13 protein-coding genes and 1 tRNA gene are annotated in these 15422 nt (G+C 64.4%); 10 read left to right on the forward strand and 4 right to left on the reverse strand.

All coding sequences use genetic code 11. The features are described 5' to 3' along the window. The first annotated feature begins 547 nt into the window (after positions 1 to 547). The gene (locus tag CVM73_RS14200; RefSeq protein ID WP_027573651.1) at positions 548 to 814 is read left to right on the forward strand and encodes a hypothetical protein; all 267 of its coding nucleotides are present in this window, start codon (positions 548 to 550) and stop codon (positions 812 to 814) included. A 438-nt stretch (positions 815 to 1252) separates the two neighbouring features. Here the strand turns inward: CVM73_RS14200 and CVM73_RS14210 are convergent. Next, positions 1253 to 1345: transfer RNA gene (locus CVM73_RS14210), tRNA-Ser, on the reverse strand. Positions 1346 to 2193: 848 nt separating this feature from the next. Between CVM73_RS14210 and CVM73_RS14220 the strand changes: the two genes are divergently transcribed. Then, positions 2194 to 3738, forward strand: a complete 1545-nt coding sequence (locus CVM73_RS14220; RefSeq protein WP_100232604.1) for a porin — start codon at positions 2194 to 2196, stop codon at positions 3736 to 3738. A 460-nt stretch (positions 3739 to 4198) separates the two neighbouring features. Here CVM73_RS14220 and CVM73_RS14225 read toward each other — a convergent pair whose 3' ends face one another. Beyond that, positions 4199 to 6694: a lytic transglycosylase domain-containing protein gene (locus CVM73_RS14225; protein WP_100232605.1), complete on the reverse strand. Its 2496-nt coding sequence runs from the start codon at positions 6692 to 6694 to the stop codon at positions 4199 to 4201. Between the two features lie 224 nt (positions 6695 to 6918). Here CVM73_RS14225 and dapA point away from each other — a divergent pair, with 224 nt between their 5' ends. Genes dapA through CVM73_RS14245 form a run of 4 tightly spaced genes read left to right on the forward strand, consistent with a single transcriptional unit; the run spans position 6919 to position 9396 of the window. Next, on the forward strand, positions 6919 to 7809 hold the full coding sequence (dapA, locus tag CVM73_RS14230; RefSeq protein ID WP_100232606.1) for a 4-hydroxy-tetrahydrodipicolinate synthase: 891 nt from the start codon (positions 6919 to 6921) through the stop codon (positions 7807 to 7809). 54 nt (positions 7810 to 7863) lie between these two features. After that, entirely contained in the window at positions 7864 to 8277 is a 414-nt protein-coding gene (mscL, locus tag CVM73_RS14235) for a large conductance mechanosensitive channel protein MscL (protein WP_167406842.1), read from the forward strand. Between the two features lie 59 nt (positions 8278 to 8336). Beyond that, on the forward strand, positions 8337 to 8810 hold the full coding sequence (smpB, locus tag CVM73_RS14240) for an SsrA-binding protein SmpB (RefSeq protein ID WP_100232608.1): 474 nt from the start codon (positions 8337 to 8339) through the stop codon (positions 8808 to 8810). A gap of 4 nt (positions 8811 to 8814) precedes the next feature. Then, positions 8815 to 9396 (forward strand): peroxiredoxin, encoded by a 582-nt coding sequence (locus CVM73_RS14245; RefSeq protein ID WP_100232609.1) that lies wholly within the window; start codon positions 8815 to 8817, stop codon positions 9394 to 9396. A 105-nt stretch (positions 9397 to 9501) separates the two neighbouring features. Here the strand turns inward: CVM73_RS14245 and CVM73_RS14250 are convergent, their stop codons facing one another. Both CVM73_RS14250 and CVM73_RS14255 read right to left on the reverse strand, forming a co-directional pair. Then, positions 9502 to 10176 (reverse strand): uracil-DNA glycosylase, encoded by a 675-nt coding sequence (locus tag CVM73_RS14250; RefSeq protein ID WP_100232610.1) that lies wholly within the window; start codon positions 10174 to 10176, stop codon positions 9502 to 9504. Further along, positions 10157 to 10801 carry a LabA-like NYN domain-containing protein gene (locus CVM73_RS14255; RefSeq protein WP_027573659.1) on the reverse strand — a complete coding sequence of 215 codons (645 nt, stop codon included), beginning with the start codon at positions 10799 to 10801 and terminating at the stop codon, positions 10157 to 10159. The genes CVM73_RS14250 and CVM73_RS14255 overlap by 20 nt, the downstream gene beginning before the upstream one ends. Before the next feature lie 332 nt (positions 10802 to 11133). Here CVM73_RS14255 and rpoZ point away from each other — a divergent pair, with 332 nt between their 5' ends. From rpoZ to acpS, 4 genes are all read left to right on the forward strand, one after another. Continuing rightward, on the forward strand, positions 11134 to 11526 hold the full coding sequence (gene rpoZ, locus CVM73_RS14260) for a DNA-directed RNA polymerase subunit omega (RefSeq protein ID WP_007603391.1): 393 nt from the start codon (positions 11134 to 11136) through the stop codon (positions 11524 to 11526). 207 nt (positions 11527 to 11733) lie between these two features. After that, positions 11734 to 14022 (forward strand): RelA/SpoT family protein, encoded by a 2289-nt coding sequence (locus tag CVM73_RS14265; protein WP_100232611.1) that lies wholly within the window; start codon positions 11734 to 11736, stop codon positions 14020 to 14022. Positions 14023 to 14067: 45 nt separating this feature from the next. Then, the gene (locus tag CVM73_RS14270) at positions 14068 to 14820 is read left to right on the forward strand and encodes a pyridoxine 5'-phosphate synthase (protein WP_100232612.1); all 753 of its coding nucleotides are present in this window, start codon (positions 14068 to 14070) and stop codon (positions 14818 to 14820) included. Next, entirely contained in the window at positions 14817 to 15236 is a 420-nt protein-coding gene (acpS, locus tag CVM73_RS14275) for a holo-ACP synthase (RefSeq protein ID WP_100232613.1), read from the forward strand. Before CVM73_RS14270 ends, acpS begins: the two co-directional genes overlap by 4 nt. Positions 15237 to 15422: the final 186 nt, after the last annotated feature.

Consider the following 15422-nt stretch of genomic DNA (forward strand, 5'->3'; position numbering starts at 1 on the left):
CTGACCGCGACGCGGTCGCGCTGCCCTGAGGCAGGCGAGGGCCGCGGAGCTAATGGCGTTGTGCGCCATCTCCTCATGTGCGGTGTCATCGGCCGGCTACGATCCACGCCGAGACGGCAGTGGTTGAACCGATGGGCCGCGGCGTACTGGATTCCCCGCGTGCGCCGGGAATGACAGGGGAGGGTGCGGTCACGACAGCGCCGCTCCCACAAATTGTAACCGAAGGATCCGCGCCTCCGCGCGCAATGGTTATCGTTCTCCCAAAATTCCACGGTAAACCGAATCTGACGAATCGCAGAAGCGCCTGCAAATCAGGGGCTTCTTGAATTCCACGCGCCGGCCTCGCGCGCTCGCGTTTACGTCTGCTTCATCGCGATACTTAAACTGCCATTCAAATTTGCCCGCCATCATCGCCTCCAACAAGCCGGCAAACGGCATCGGGGATGAGTTGAACAGCGCACGGTCCCAGAAGGGATCATGCAAGTCAGAGTTGGACGGGGGCCGCGCTCGGGGGAACGAGACGGCATAAGAACAAAGGGGATGCGTGATGTTTCAGGGTACTTTCGATCTGGAGACGGCAACGCCGGTCGACGCGAGCGCGCTGTCGGACGTGCTGTTCGAGCGCGGGATCTATTGGGCGAGCGGCCGCTCCGGGATCGTCGATCTCGTCGCCGCGCACAAATGGTTCAACCTCGCCGCGCTGAAGGGCCGCAAGGACGCCGTAGCGCTGCGCCAGGAAGTCGCCGGGCAGATGTCGGATGCCGAGATCTCGGTTGCGCAGCGCGAGGCGAGGGCCTGGGTCACCGCGCACTGAGATGAGAACCGCGTCTGACCCGTATTTGCACGGGTGGGCCTGGTTGCGCTGAATCAAGCTTCCGCGTTGTGCCGCCGCATAAGACCCGACGGCATGGGCGATCAAGACACGAATGGACGATGGCTGCCGATTCAGATCGCTCCCGATGAGTGCGATCTGGAACTCGGACGCCTGCACAAGACGGGAATTTTGCCCTGGTCCTTTCCATGCCGGCGCAAGGGCGGCGTCTGGTTCAATGTTTGGGCCGACGAGGCTGTGCTGATATCGCCCTCGCATTGGCGGATATGGCGATCCGGTATCTAGGTGCGTGCACACATATATAAGGGCACGCGAATCGAGCCGGGCTCGCCGCGCTCATCCTTGCGCCAGGCTTTCGCGCCGGCGGCTCGATCGCTCTCAGGTGAAAGAGCGCAGAAGACCTTGGTTGATTCTGCTGGGTGGCGGAGAGGGAGGGATTCGAACCCTCGATACAGCTTGAGACCGTATGACGCTTTAGCAAAGCGTTGCCTTCAGCCACTCGGCCACCTCTCCGGTGCGAGCCTTATGCCTCTAATTACTTGGGGCGGTCAATTTGGAAGCGTGTGTTTTCGCTCGAATATTCCCAGTGATTTTCGAAGCAGAACGGGTTTGTTCCCGGGCGAGAGTGTGGCGCTGCGAGAACAGAGCCAAGGCTGGAACATCTGGCACATGGCGCAGGGATGATCCGCGTTGAAGGACATCTTCGCGCGTGTCGAACGGCGAATTTGCTAGGAAATTCAATGCTGCGTGAGAGGGGCCTATGGAAAATCGGTATCCCTGCGTCTTGGCTCGCTGAGCTGCCGGCCTGTCCCCAATCATCCCCGCCTTCATAACTCCATAAAGCGTGTTTGCCGGCGCCCTTTCAGGCGCTGCAGTGACCGGGCTTGCGCCAGCCTGGAGGCGCGGAGGGCGGTTGATGCCTGCTCCTTGAGTCTCCTTTCTGATTCCACGATTCGAGCGCGTCAAAGCGGCTTCGGGCCGAGGTCTCGGCTGCGGCGCCTCATGTGGGGAACTTTGATGGCAAATGGAACCGCCCAAAAAACATCAATGTAAACAATATGTTGCGAGGGCAGTCTGATCACATCTGCGTGTTATTTGTGCAACACCCGTCGGAAAACACGCTTCATCGGCCCGTTTCGGAGCGTTCTCTTGTTGTGTGTGCAAGGACGTTCGGTAATTGTGACTGAGCGACGGAGGGGGGCATCCCGAGGTCGTCCCGTTTAGGTCGTTCGCTTAAGTCCCTCGCGTTCATGCGGGTGTGTCCGAAGGCGCGAAGGGGCCCAAAGCGGTGATTTAGAGGGGGTTGGGGAATTGGCCGTCCGGTCAGTGACCTTCCCTGAAGAGCAACTTGGAGGTTTAACATGAAGTTGGTTAAGAGCCTTTTGCTCGGCTCAGCGGCGGGTCTGATCGCCGTGGGCGGAGCGCAGGCAGCCGATCTCCCCGTGAAGGCCAAGGCGGTCGAGTACGTGAAGATCTGCTCCCTGTACGGTGCTGGATTCTACTACATCCCGGGCACCGACACCTGCATCAAGCTGGGTGGTTATCTGCGCGCTGAAGTCGCGCTCGGCACCAACAGCGTCTACGGCATTGCCAACGGCGCTCCCGCCGGTGCGCACAACCGCCTGAGCAACTACTACACCGCGCGCGCTCGTGAAGATCTCAACATCGACACGCGCACCGCCACCGAATACGGCGTCGTCCGCACCTTCTTCGATGCGACGTTCTCCTGGACCACCGGTGGCTACGTCGGCACGGGCTCCGCTACGGGCACGACTGGTTACACCGCCACGACGGCTGGTAACACCACCATCAACCCGACGGACGGCGGTACCTCGGGCGGTTCGCTCGGCGTGTACTACGCCTTCATCCAGTTCGCCGGCTTCACCATGGGTAAGGCCGTGTCGCAGTTCGACGCGCCCTGGACCAACTATCCCGGCAACAACATCGACAGCCTCGTCGGCGGCAGCGGCACGGTCACTGGCGTGAACCAGTTCACCTACACCGCTGACTTTGGTCAGGGCATCACGGCGTCGTTCTCGGCGGAAGACGCGACTGCCTATTATCAGGCAGGCAATCTGAACATGACCGGCGCCACGGTTGCTGGCATCGCTGGCGGTTCGTACGGCTCCAACGCCATCGGCGGCTCGCGTTCGCCGAACCTCGTTGCTCAGGTGCGTGTCGACCAGGCCTGGGGCCTGTTCCAGGCGTCGGTTGCCGCGCATGACAACCACGTTGCCTACTACGGCGCGACCGAGCCGACTGGCCACCCCGACGACAAGTGGGGTTGGGCGGTTCAGCTCGCTCTGTCGATCAAGAACATCCCGACCGGTGCGGGTGACACGATCAACATCCAGGGCGTCTACACCGACGGTGCGACCCGCTACAACTTCCAGAACCTGGCGGGCAGCTCGTACGCGATGTACGGCAGCACGGGCCTCGTCGGTGCTTATCAGAGCATCGGTTTCGCCAATGCTCCGGACACGGTGTTCGTGACCGGCGGCGCGCAGGAAAGCGTCAAGACCTGGGGCTTCCGTGGCGCCTACACCCACAACTGGGATCCCTACTGGAACACGGCGCTCTACGGTGCTTATGCTGCGGCCCAGTTTGGTTCGCTGGCCAAGAACGCCATCTGCGGCGGCGGCGGCTTCGTCGGTGTCATGGCGGTGGCTGGTGTCACCAGCTGTAATCCCGACTTCAACATCGGCCAGATCGGTGTCATCACCCGCTGGACTCCCGTCAAGAATCTGACCTTCTCGGCGGATTTCAACTGGACCCATCTGGACCAGAAGTATGCCGGCACTGCCGTCATCACTCCGGCTGCTAACGTTGCCAAGCCGACCGCAGTGTATGAGCTCAAGGATCAGGACTCGTTCACCCTGCTCCTCCGCGCTCAGCGCAACTGGTAAGTTTGGTCTAACGACCTGACAGAGAGCCCCGGCGGGAAACCGCCGGGGCTTTTTGTTGTGCCAGCCCTCCTGTGCTCGCTTCACGCAATGGGCGCGCGAGCTGCCCTTGCGCTCTTCGTTGCTCGCTCTTCGTCGCAACCCGATGGAAGTCGCCGTGAAGGAGAGGGGCGGGCTGCATGCCGTCCCCGAGCTTCGCACGCAAAGGGGAGTGCGGCGGGGCCGGCCCGGCCGCGGCGCAAAACGCCCTGATCGAAGCGCGCTGCAGCAGGTGCGACCGAAGCCTTCCTGTTCGAGCCTCCCGCACCAGCGAGGATGCCGATCCGACCGCAATGGTCGTGGCGGATCGAAACGGCTCGCCTGGCGATCGTGGACGGTCGCTGGATGTGCCTGGGCGACTCAGCTCCCGACGAGCGTGCGCTCGCCATCCGTGCTGACGGTGGTGGATCGAAAGGGGTTTCTTCTATTCCACGCTTCCGGCGCCGCGGCGCAGATCGGCTTCGATCTGCAAGCGCGTGCCGCCACCGAAGCGGGCGCGGTAGACCTGAAGGTTCTCCATGATCCGCTGCACGTAGTTGCGCGTCTCGGAGAACGGAATCAGCTCGACCCAGTCGACCGCGTCGACCTTGGGATCGCGCGGGTCGCCGTAGCGGTCGACCCACTTCCTCACGCTGCCGCGGCCGGCATTGTAGGCGGCGAAGGTCATGATGTAGGAGCCGCGATAATCTTCGAGCAGTCCGCCGAGCTCGGCCGAGCCGAGCGTGGCGTTGTAGACTGAATCGTTCTTGAGGCGCCCCAGATCGTAGGTCGCGCCGTGCCGCTTGCAGACATAGCGCGCGGCATCCGGCGTCACCTGCATCAGCCCATAGGCCTGAGCCGGCGAGACCACCGACGGATTGAACGCGCTCTCCTGCCGGGCAATCGCGTAGACGATGCTGCGCTCGACCTCGGGGCCGATCGGCGTGAAGTGCGGAATGCCATTGATGGGGTAGGCGTAGAAGTCGAACGGCAGGCCGCGGTTGAGCGCGGCCTTGCCGAGCAGCAACATGCCGCGCGCATCGCTGTAGCGTTGGGTGAGCTCGCCGAGGCCGGTAAGCGCTTCGGGATCGCCGTTCTCGCCCATGTCGGCGAGCATGGGCACCGCGAGCTCGCGCTCGTCGAGCTCGTAGAGCAGTTGCGCGGCGCGCACGATCTCCAGCCGCTCGGCGCCGCGGCCGCGCGGCTGGCTGTTGAGCTCGATCTGCGGCAGGCCGAGTTTTGCGCGGGCGAGCTGGCCGTAATAGCTGGTCGACTGCTCGGCTGCGCGGGCATAGGCGTTGCGCGCCTCCTGCTGGCGGCCCATTGCTTCCGCGGCGCGGCCCTGCCAATAGCCGGCACGCGCCAGCGTGGTCGGATTGACGCTGCCGACCCCGATGCGGGCGAAATGCTGGGCGGCGGTCGCGGGATCGTTGAGGAAGCGCAGCGCGATCCACCCGGCGGTGAACTCCTGCTCGGTCTTGTAGATGTCGCGCGAAGGCAGTGCGGCGTCGCGCGCGATCAGATAGGCGCTGCGGAATTCCTCGGTGTCGATCATCTTGCGCGCCAGCAGGCGCCGCTCGATCCACCATTCGTCGAGATTGTGGAGGCGGCCCGGATCCTTGGGCGCGGACAGCATCAGCTGGGCGGCTTCAGTGAACTTCTCCTCGCGGCGCAAGAGCTGGATCTTGCTGAAGACGAAGCCGGGATCGCTGTGCAGCTCGCGCGGTACCGCATCGAGCAGCGCCCGCGCGTTCGGCGCCTTCTTGACCGCGGCGATGCGCGCCTTGGCGAGGGCGACATAGCCGGCGCCGAGGCGCTTTGCAGCGCGCAGCGCCGCTTCGTTCTCGCTGCCGTAGAGCAGGGTATCCATCCGCGCCTTCTGGTCGCCCGGCGTCAGCAGGGCGCCGAACTGGTCGAGCGCGTTGTTCTCGGTGTCCTCCGACATCGGATCGCTGCGCCAGGCCTCGCGCACCAGCCGCTCGGCATTGGCGCGGTCGCCGCGCGCCAGCATCGCCTTGGCGAGTGTGAAGCGGCCCTTGGCGGAGATCGGAGACTCGTTCTCGAACCACGACCACGCGACCGAATCGTCGCGTCTGTCGTCCCACATCGCGGCCTCGAGGCGCCGGCGCAGGAAGGTCTGCGACGGCCAGCTTGGATTGGCGGAGAGGAAGGCGCGATAGCGTTCCACGGTGGCGCCGTTGTCCTCGCTGCGCAGGATGATCCATTCGGCGAGCTTTCGCGCGACCGGATCCGAGATGCCGGCCGCCGCATTGGTGGCGTCACCGGACCTGCGCTTGCGCACGAGCTCGATAACGCTCTCCAGCGTGTCCTTGTCGGCTTGCGACGTCGACGACATCGCAGCGACGGCGGCCGGGATGACCGGCTTGCGCGGCGCTGCATGCTGGCGGGTTGCAGGCGCCAGCACGGGAGCTGCGACAGGTCTGGCGGCGACTGGAGCTGTGGGTTTGACGGTGGCCGTCACGGCCGGGGCGGGCGCGGCTTTGGGCGCCGAACCGTTGGCGGCCGGATGCGGCTTGGACGCAGGCGCCGCCGCCGCAGGCTTGGATGCCGCCGCAGGCTTGGATGCTGCCGCGGGCTTGGATGCTGCCGCGGGCTTGGGCTTGTCCGTCGCGGGTTCCTTGCCGGCGTTCTTGCCCGCGTCGTTGCCAGGCTTCTTCGCGGCATCCTTGGCTGGGGCGCTGAGAGCACCCTTGCTCGCGCCTTTGGCTGCGTCTTTCGAAGTTTCCTTGCGGGTTTCCTTGCCGGTTCCCTTGGTCGCCCCCTTCGCGGCGTCCTTGGCGGCTGGCTTCGCGGTCTCCTTGGGTCCTTCCTGGGGCGTCTCGTTGGACTTGGCCAACGCGGCGCAGCCGACCGACAGCCCTGCGATCAGGCACACGATCAGACCGGTCGATCGCCATACGGCGCGAGGAAGGGAGGTCACGGCGTTACGTCGCCCCGAATCAGCCAAGCGGCTCAAGATCTAGCTGTATTGATTGTATATGCGGAAAAAATACCAACAGCCGCTTACCTCGGGCCGATTTGCACCATCACCGCGGCAAAATCGCGGCCTAAACCCAGCCTCGTACCGAAGCGGGCCTTTTACCGGCGGGATAGACCCGATATGAATGGGCTTGCTCAAGAGATCGCCGCGTACGGAGGAAGTCCATGGCAGCCAAGACGAAATTCCGGGGGTCGTTCACCGCCTTGGTCACGCCGTTCAAGAACGGCTCGCTGGACGAGGCGGCGTTCCGCTCCCTGGTCAACTGGCAGATTTCAGAGGGCACCAATGGCCTGGTCCCGGTCGGCACCACCGGCGAGAGCCCGACGCTGAGCCACGACGAGCACAAGAAGGTCGTCGAATGGTGCATCGCTGAAGCCAAGGGCCGCGTGCCTGTTATCGCGGGCGCCGGCTCCAACTCGACCAAGGAGGCGGTCGAGCTCTCCCAGCACGCCGAAAAGGCGGGCGCAGACGCCGTGTTGATCGTCACACCCTACTACAACAAGCCGACCCAGGAAGGGATGTTCCAGCACTTCAAGGCGATCAACGACGCGATCGGGATTCCGATCATCATCTACAACATCCCGCCGCGCTCGGTGATCGACATGTCGGTCGACACCATGAAGCGGCTGTGGGAGCTGAAGAACATCGCCGGCGTCAAGGACGCCACCGCCAGCATGGTTCGCGTGTCGCAGCAGCGCGCGGCGATGGGCGAGGATTTCAACCAGCTCTCGGGCGAGGACGCCACCATCATCGGCTACATGGCCCATGGCGGCCATGGCTGCATCTCGGTGACCTCGAACGTCGCGCCGCGCCTGTGCTCGGAGTTCCACGCCGCCTGGCAGAAGGGCGACACCAAGACGGCGCTCGCGATCCACGACAAGCTGATGCCGCTGCACAACAACCTCTTCATCGAGAGCAACCCGGCGCCGATCAAGTACGCGATGTCGCTGCTCGGCAAGCTGGATGAGACGCTGCGGCTGCCGATGGTTCCGGTTTCCGAGCCGCCCCGCGTTGCCGTGCGCAGCGCGATGGTTCACGCCGGCCTGATCAACTGACGCGTTAGCCCGTCGGGGGAGCCTTTCATGAGCGTCGAGGAGAAGGGCGCGCGGATGCTCAAGGAGTTCCGCGAGTTCGCCATGAAGGGCAACGTCGTCGACCTCGCGGTCGGCGTCATCATCGGCGCGGCGTTTGGCGCCATCGTCAACTCGCTGGTCGGCGACGTCATCATGCCGATCATCGGCGCCGTCACCGGCGGGCTCGACTTCTCGAACTACTTCACCCCCTTGTCGGCGAAGGTCACAGCCACCAATTTAGCCGATGCGAAAAAGCAAGGCGCGGTGCTGGCTTGGGGCAGCTTCCTCACGCTGGCGATCAACTTCATCATCATCGCCTTCGTGCTGTTCCTGGTGATCCGCGCCATGAACACGTTGAAGCGCAGGGACGAGGCCGCCCCTGCCGCTCCGCCAAAGCCGTCGGCCGAGGTCGAGCTCCTGACCGAGATCCGCGATCTCCTCAAGAAGTGACGCGCCCACTTCATCCGAACTGTTAGAATCCGAGCGCATCTCGATCAGGTTTGCCCGTCATGGCCGATAAGAACGAACGTCCGATCAAGGTGATGGCGGAAAATCGCAAGGCCCGCTTCAACTATGCGATCGAAGACACGATCGAGGCGGGCATTGCGCTGACCGGCACCGAGGTCAAGTCGATCCGCAACGGCAAGAGCACGATCGCGGAATCCTACGCCGATTCCAAGAACGGCGAGATCTGGCTGATCAACGCCACCATTCCCGAATATCTCCAGGGCAATCGCTTCAATCACGAGCCCAAGCGTCCGCGAAAGCTGCTTCTCCACCGCCGGCAGATCAACAAGCTGATCGGCGCGGTCGACCGTGAGGGCATGACGCTGATCCCGCTCAAGCTTTACTTCAACGAGCGCGGGCGCGCGAAATTGCAGCTGGCAGTTGCAAAGGGCAAGAAGCTGCACGATAAGCGCGAGTCCGAGAAGAAGCGCGACTGGAGCCGGGAGAAGGGCCGGCTGATGCGGGCGAGGGGATGACGAGATGAATCAACGGAACCTGCTCGAAGTCGATTGGAGCCAGATTCCCGCGCCCGCCGACGACGGCGCCGCCGCGCATCTCAAGGGCATGACGTTGCCGCCGATCGGCCTGCTCGCGACCGACGATACGTCGGTCACGCTGTCGGCGCTGCGCGGCCGCACCGTCGTGTTCGCCTATCCCCGCACCGGCGAGCCCGGCAAGATCGCGCTGGTCGACGATTGGGACATGATCCCGGGGGCGCGCGGTTGCACGCCCCAGACTTGCGCATTTCGCGATCTGTTCGCCGAGCTGAAAGCCGCCGGCGCCTCACACGTGTTCGGCCTCTCGACCCAGAGCAACGACTACCAGACCGAGATGGCCTCGCGGCTGCATCTGCCGTTCCCGGTGCTCTCGGACGAGAAGCTGGCGCTGACGCGCGCCCTGAATCTGCCGACCATGGGGGTGGCAGGCCTGACGCTGATCAAGCGCTTGGCGCTGATCATCGACGACGCCAGGATCACGCACGTGTTTTATCCGGTATTTCCGCCCGACCGGAACGCCGGCGACGTCCTGGACTGGCTGAAGGCGAATCCGGCCAAAGGCTAGATCGTCAGCTGACGTGCAATGAGATGGGTTGGATCGATGCGCGCCGAGGGTTCACCTCTCCCCGCCGGGGAGAGGTGAGCCCTGCCCAGTCTGACTGTTCAGGCTCTAATCGAGATCGGCCTTTACCTTCGCGAACACCGATCTGAACATGTCCGGCGTCAGCACGCCGGTGTTCGTGTTGTAGCGCGAGCAGTGATAGCTGTCGTAGAGCTTGAATGGGCCGGACTGATGCACCGCGCCGTGGCCGAAGGGAGCCTGCGAGGCCTTCAGCTTCAGCGGCTTGAGCACGCTGTCGTGCGCAATCCGCCCGAGCGCGATGATCGCGCGCAGGTTCGGCATCGCTTCGAGATTGGCGACGAGAAACCGGCGGCAGGTGGTGATCTCGATCGGCAGCGGCTTGTTCTGCGGCGGCACGCAATGCACGGCATTGGCGATGCGGCAGTCGACCAGTCTCAGGCCGTCGTCGGGGCGCGCCTGGTAGGTGCCCTTGGCGAACCCGTATTCGAGCAGCGTCGCGTAGAGCAGGTCGCCGGCATAATCACCGGTGAACGGCCGTCCCGTGCGGTTGGCGCCCTGCATTCCCGGCGCGAGGCCCACGATCAAAAGGCGCGCCTTGATGTCACCGAAGGGGGCGACCGGCGCGTTGTGCCACGACGGCTCGCGCGCGCGATTCGCCTCGCGAAAGGCGACCAGGCGCGGGCAAAGGGGGCAGTCACGGTCGGGAACGACGGTGGAAGGCTGGCGGCTCGGCCGGGCCGCCTCACTCCTCGAAGTCGTCATCGCCCCTCGGCGCCATCGTGGTTGCGCGCTGGAGGAATTGTGGGGCGTGGTGGCGTTCGCCACGCTCGCCGCGGTCACGCGGGGCGGGGCGTTCGGACGGATCGCGGCCGAGCTTGGATTGCAGCTCGACGAGGTCGGTGAAGACGTCGGCCTGGCGGCGCAGCTCGTCGGCGATCATCGGCGGCTGGCTGGCGATAGTGGAGATCACCGTGACCCGCACGCCGCGGCGCTGCACCGCCTCGACCAGGGAGCGGAAATCGCCGTCACCGGAGAACAGCACCATCTGGTCGATGTGCTCGGCGAGCTCCATGGCGTCCACGGCCAGCTCGATGTCCATGTTGCCCTTGACCTTGCGGCGGCCGGAAGCGTCGATGAATTCCTTGGTCGCCTTGGTGACGACGGTGTAGCCGTTGTAGTCCAGCCAATCGATCAGCGGGCGGATCGAGGAGTATTCCTGATCCTCGATGATGGCGGTGTAGTAGAACGCCCGGAGCAGTGTCCCGCGGCTCTGAAACTCCTTCAGCAGGCGCTTGTAGTCGATGTCGAAGCCCAGGGTTTTCGCCGTCGCGTAGAGATTGGCCCCGTCGATGAAGAGCGCGATCTTGTTGGTAGGAGAAGGTGACATTCAGTTTGCTCGCGTAGTGTGTCGTGATTGATCGTTTATTGTTGGCGCGGCGGCAGCCAGCCGCGCAGTCCCAAGGTGGCGCCTAAACCCGTCGAAACCGCAAATCCGGAGAAGTCGGGGCAATCAAGGTATAGTTATGGCGGACTCTCATGCACCCGGCGCCGCCCCTCGATGGCAGCCCCGGAAAATCACCCACCTCAGCCCCAATGTGGGGGTACCAGAGCCATTTGGCGAGGCCAAATCACAAATTGGCCTTGCGAAACCGTCCCGGCCCCTATAACTAGCCCCAATCATCCACATATTTCGTCCCACCCACAACGGAGCGACAGTCCATGGCTCGCGTCACCGTAGAAGATTGTATCGACAAGGTCGACAACCGGTTTGACTTGGTCCTGCTCGCCGCCCACCGTGCCCGCATGATCTCGTCCGGCTCACAACTAACGGTTGACCGCGATAACGACAAGAACCCTGTTGTGTCTTTGCGTGAAATTGCCGAGACGACGATTTCGCCGGAGGACCTCCGCGAGGAGCTGGTGCACTCGCTCCAGAAGTTCGTCGAGGTGGATGAGCCCGAGCCGGATACGGTGCCGCTGATCGGTTCCGCAGGTGCCAGCGTCGATGCGGACGACACCGAAGTCGCCGTGGAGCGCATGACCGAGGAGGAGCTTCTGAAGGGCCTGGAAGGCCTCGCTCCGCCCGAGGAGCAGCCCGAGGAAGACGAGTAAGTCCTCCGTCGCGATCATCGACTTCTTGTGATCTCAGCAAAGGCCCGAACCGTCGTTCGGGCCTTTGCTTTTGTTGACCTTTTCGTGGTTACCATAGCGTTGCCGGTTGGCGCTGCGCCCCGTCACTGAATTGATCGGACACAGGCGCGATCGGAGCTAGGATGTATACAACGGGCCGGCTCGGAGCCCGTTTGAAGGCAGGACGGCATGGTATATCGGCGCCGCAGATCCACGCAGATGCAGGCCGCAACCGAATCGGTTGCCGTGGCCCCGACTGCGCCGGTCGCGCGCCCGGCCAGGCCCCGCGCGCGCATGATGCGTCAATATGACCTCGTCGAGCGCGTCAGATCCTACAATCCCAACACCAACGAAGACCTGCTGAATCGCGCCTATGTCTACGCCATGAAGGCGCACGGCTCGCAGACCCGCGCCTCGGGCGATCCATATTTCTCGCACCCGCTCGAAGTGGCGGCGATTCTCACCGACCTGAAGCTCGACGATGCCACCATCGTGGCCGCGCTGCTTCACGATACGATCGAGGACACCGAGGCGACGCGGGCCGAGATCGACCAGATCTTCGGGCCGGAGATCGGCGCGCTGGTCGAGGGCCTGACCAAGCTGAAGCGGCTCGAGCTGGTCTCGCGGGAGGCCAAGCAGGCCGAGAACCTGCGCAAATTGCTGCTGGCCATTGCCGACGATGTCCGCGTGCTCCTGGTCAAGCTCGCCGACCGCCTGCACAACATGCGCACGCTGGATTTCGTACCGACGGAATCGCGCCGGCGCATCGCCGAGGAGACGCTCGACATCTACGCGCCGCTGGCGGGACGCATGGGCATGCAGGAAATGCGCGAGGAGCTGGAGGATTTGTCCTTCCGCACCCTCGATCCCGAAGCCTATTCGGTCGTGATGCAGCGGCTCGACGCGCTCGCCGAGCGCAACCGCAACCTGATCGGCGAGATCGAGGACCAGCTCTCCAACAATCTGCGCCACCGGGGCCTGGGGGCGCGGGTCTACGGCCGCCGCAAGAAGCCTTTCTCGATCTGGACCAAGATGGAGCGCAAGTCGATCGGCTTCGAGCAATTGTCGGACATCTTCGGCTTTCGCGTCGTCGTCAGCGACATCGAGGCCTGCTATCGCGCACTCGGAATCGTCCACACCACCTGGCCGGTCGTGCCGGGGCGCTTCAAGGACTACATCTCGACGCCGAAGCAGAACGACTACCGCTCGATCCATACCACGGTGATCGGCCCCGGTAACCAGCGCGTCGAGCTCCAGATCCGCACCGAGGCGATGGATCAGATCGCCGAGCGCGGCATTGCCGCGCACGTCTTCTACAAGGAAGGCGTGGGCTCGCCGACCGAATACCTCAAGCGCGAGTCCAACGCGTTCGCCTGGCTGCGCCACACCATCGGAATTCTCTCCGAGAGCGCCAATCCCGAGGAATTCCTCGAGCACACCAAGCTCGAGCTGTTCCACGACCAGGTGTTCTGCTTCACCCCGAAGGGCAAGCTGATCGCGCTGCCGCGCCACGCCAACGTGATCGATTTCGCCTATGCGGTGCACACCGACGTCGGCAACAGCGCGGTCGGCTGCAAGATCAACGGCAAGTTCGCGCCGCTGTCCTCGGAGCTCCAGAACGGCGACGAGGTCGAGGTGCTGACCTCGGAGGCGCAATCGGCGCCGCCGTCGGCCTGGGAGACGCTGGCGGTCACCGGAAAGGCACGCGCCGCGATCCGGCGCGCCACGCGCACCGCCGTGCGCGATCAATATGCCGGGCTCGGCCGGCGCATCGTCGAGCGCCTGTTCGAGCGCGCCAAGATCGAATATGCCGACGACAAGCTCAAGGGCGCGCTGCCGCGGCTCGCGCGCACCTCGATCGACGACGTCATGGCGGCGGTCGGCCGCGGCGAGATCAAGGCCTCCAACGTCGCGCGTGCGATGTATCCCGACTACAAGGAGGAGCGCGTCGCGCGCTACGGCGTCAAGAAGGGGCTCGCCGCCAAGCTCAAGGAGAAGGGGGTCTCCGAACCGTCGCGCAGCCCGGTCGCCATCCCCATCCGCGGCATCAATTCCGACCTGCCGGTCAAGTTCGCGCCGAACGGCGGCGCCGTACCGGGCGACCGCATCGTCGGCATCGTCACGCCGGGGGAGGGGATCACGATCTACCCGATCCAGGCACCCGCGCTGAAGGATTTCGAGGAGGAGCCGGAGCGCTGGCTCGACGTCCGCTGGGACATCGAGGATACGGTGCCGCAGCGTTTTCCGGCCCGGATCAAGGTCGAGAACGTCAACGAGCCCGGCGCGCTCGCCCAGATTGCGACGGTGATCGCCGAGCACGACGGCAACATCGACAACATCAGCATGCAGCGCCGCTCGCCGGATTTCACGGAGACGACGATCGATCTCGAAGTCTACGACCTGAAGCACCTGAGCGCGATCATAGCCCAGTTGCGCGCGAAGGCGGTCGTCGCCCGTGTCGAACGTGTTAATGGATAGACGCTTTGCGTACGCGTCTATCGCCCCGATTTCGTGAGTTCTGAAATGCCCGCAACTCCGCTCCGCCTCGGCGTCAATGTCGACCATGTCGCGACCCTGCGAAACGCGCGCGGCGGCCGCAATCCAGATCCGGTGCGCGCGGCGCTGCTCGCGATCGAGGCCGGCGCCGACGGCATCACCGCACATTTGCGCGAGGACCGCCGGCACATCCGTGACGAGGACATGGCGCGGCTGAAGGCGGAGATCTCCAAGCCGCTCAATTTCGAGATGGCGGCGACCGACGACATGATGCGGATCTCGCTCGCCACCAGGCCGCACGCGGTGTGCCTCGTGCCGGAGCGGCGCCAGGAGGTGACGACCGAAGGTGGGCTCGACGTGGTCGGCCAGCACAATGCGCTCGCGCCCTATATCGCGCGGCTGAACGATGCCGGCATCCGGGTCTCGCTGTTCATCGCCGCCGATCCCGCCCAGATCGAGATGGCGGCACGGCTGCGCGCGCCCGTGATCGAGATCCACACCGGGGCCTGGTGCGACGCCGTCGTCGACGGCCACACCGAGAAGGCCGAGGCCGAATGGCAGCGGATCGTGGCCGGGGCGAAACTGGCGAAGGCCGCGGGGCTGGAGGTCCATGCCGGGCACGGGCTGGACTATGCGACGGCGGAGACCATCGCCGCGCTGCCTGAGATCATGGAGCTCAACATCGGCTACTACATGATCGGCGAGGCGCTGTTCGTGGGGCTGGCCGAGACCGTGCGCAGCATGCGCGCGGCGATGGACCGCGGCCGGAGCCGGGCATGATCATCGGCATCGGGTCCGACCTGATCGACATCACCCGCGTCGCCAAGGTGATCGAGCGCCATGGCGAGCGCTTCCTCGACCGCATCTTCACCGCGGCCGAGCGGGCCAAGGCGGAGCGGCGCGCCAAGAACGAGAAGATGGTGGTGGCGACCTACGCCAAGCGCTTCGCCGCCAAGGAGGCCTGCTCCAAGGCGCTCGGCACCGGCATCAGGCGCGGTGTCTGGTGGCGCGACATGGGGGTGGTCAACCTGCCGGGCGGGCGGCCGACCATGCACCTGACCGGCGGCGCCCTGGTCCGGCTCCAGGCCCTGACGCCGGAGGGATTCGAGGCGCGGATCGACGTTTCGATCACCGACGACTGGCCGCTGGCGCAGGCCTTCGTCATCATTTCCGCCGTGCCGCTGGCGAAGCCCTGACACGATCCGTTCGATTTTATAATTCGTATTTGAAATCAATGCCTTATTCAGTTTTGATGCGATCCTTGATTGCGCGACCTCCGACAACCGTCTAAAAGTCCGCCGACGCAAATCAGCTTGGGCGAATTCGGCTTTACGCCGGAATTGGCCCTCACTATCAGAATCAGGACAATCTCCATGGGCCGC

The sequence above is a fragment of the Bradyrhizobium forestalis genome (assembly GCF_002795245.1).
In the GTDB taxonomy this organism is placed as follows: Bacteria; Pseudomonadota; Alphaproteobacteria; order Rhizobiales; family Xanthobacteraceae; genus Bradyrhizobium; species Bradyrhizobium forestalis.

What these genes read in the sequence shown, in the direction of transcription:
- CVM73_RS14200 (WP_027573651.1), top strand. Translation starts at nt 548, where the DNA reads ATGTTTCAGGGTACTTTCGATCTGGAGACGGCAACGCCGGTCGACGCG.
- CVM73_RS14220 (WP_100232604.1), top strand. Translation starts at nt 2,194, where the DNA reads ATGAAGTTGGTTAAGAGCCTTTTGCTCGGCTCAGCGGCGGGTCTGATC.
- dapA (WP_100232606.1), top strand. Translation starts at nt 6,919, where the DNA reads ATGGCAGCCAAGACGAAATTCCGGGGGTCGTTCACCGCCTTGGTCACG.
- mscL (WP_167406842.1), top strand. Translation starts at nt 7,864, where the DNA reads ATGCTCAAGGAGTTCCGCGAGTTCGCCATGAAGGGCAACGTCGTCGAC.
- smpB (WP_100232608.1), top strand. Translation starts at nt 8,337, where the DNA reads ATGGCCGATAAGAACGAACGTCCGATCAAGGTGATGGCGGAAAATCGC.
- CVM73_RS14245 (WP_100232609.1), top strand. Translation starts at nt 8,815, where the DNA reads ATGAATCAACGGAACCTGCTCGAAGTCGATTGGAGCCAGATTCCCGCG.
- CVM73_RS14250 (WP_100232610.1), bottom strand. Translation starts at nt 10,176, where the DNA reads ATGACGACTTCGAGGAGTGAGGCGGCCCGGCCGAGCCGCCAGCCTTCC.
- CVM73_RS14255 (WP_027573659.1), bottom strand. Translation starts at nt 10,801, where the DNA reads ATGTCACCTTCTCCTACCAACAAGATCGCGCTCTTCATCGACGGGGCC.
- rpoZ (WP_007603391.1), top strand. Translation starts at nt 11,134, where the DNA reads ATGGCTCGCGTCACCGTAGAAGATTGTATCGACAAGGTCGACAACCGG.
- CVM73_RS14265 (WP_100232611.1), top strand. Translation starts at nt 11,734, where the DNA reads ATGGTATATCGGCGCCGCAGATCCACGCAGATGCAGGCCGCAACCGAA.
- CVM73_RS14270 (WP_100232612.1), top strand. Translation starts at nt 14,068, where the DNA reads ATGCCCGCAACTCCGCTCCGCCTCGGCGTCAATGTCGACCATGTCGCG.
- acpS (WP_100232613.1), top strand. Translation starts at nt 14,817, where the DNA reads ATGATCATCGGCATCGGGTCCGACCTGATCGACATCACCCGCGTCGCC.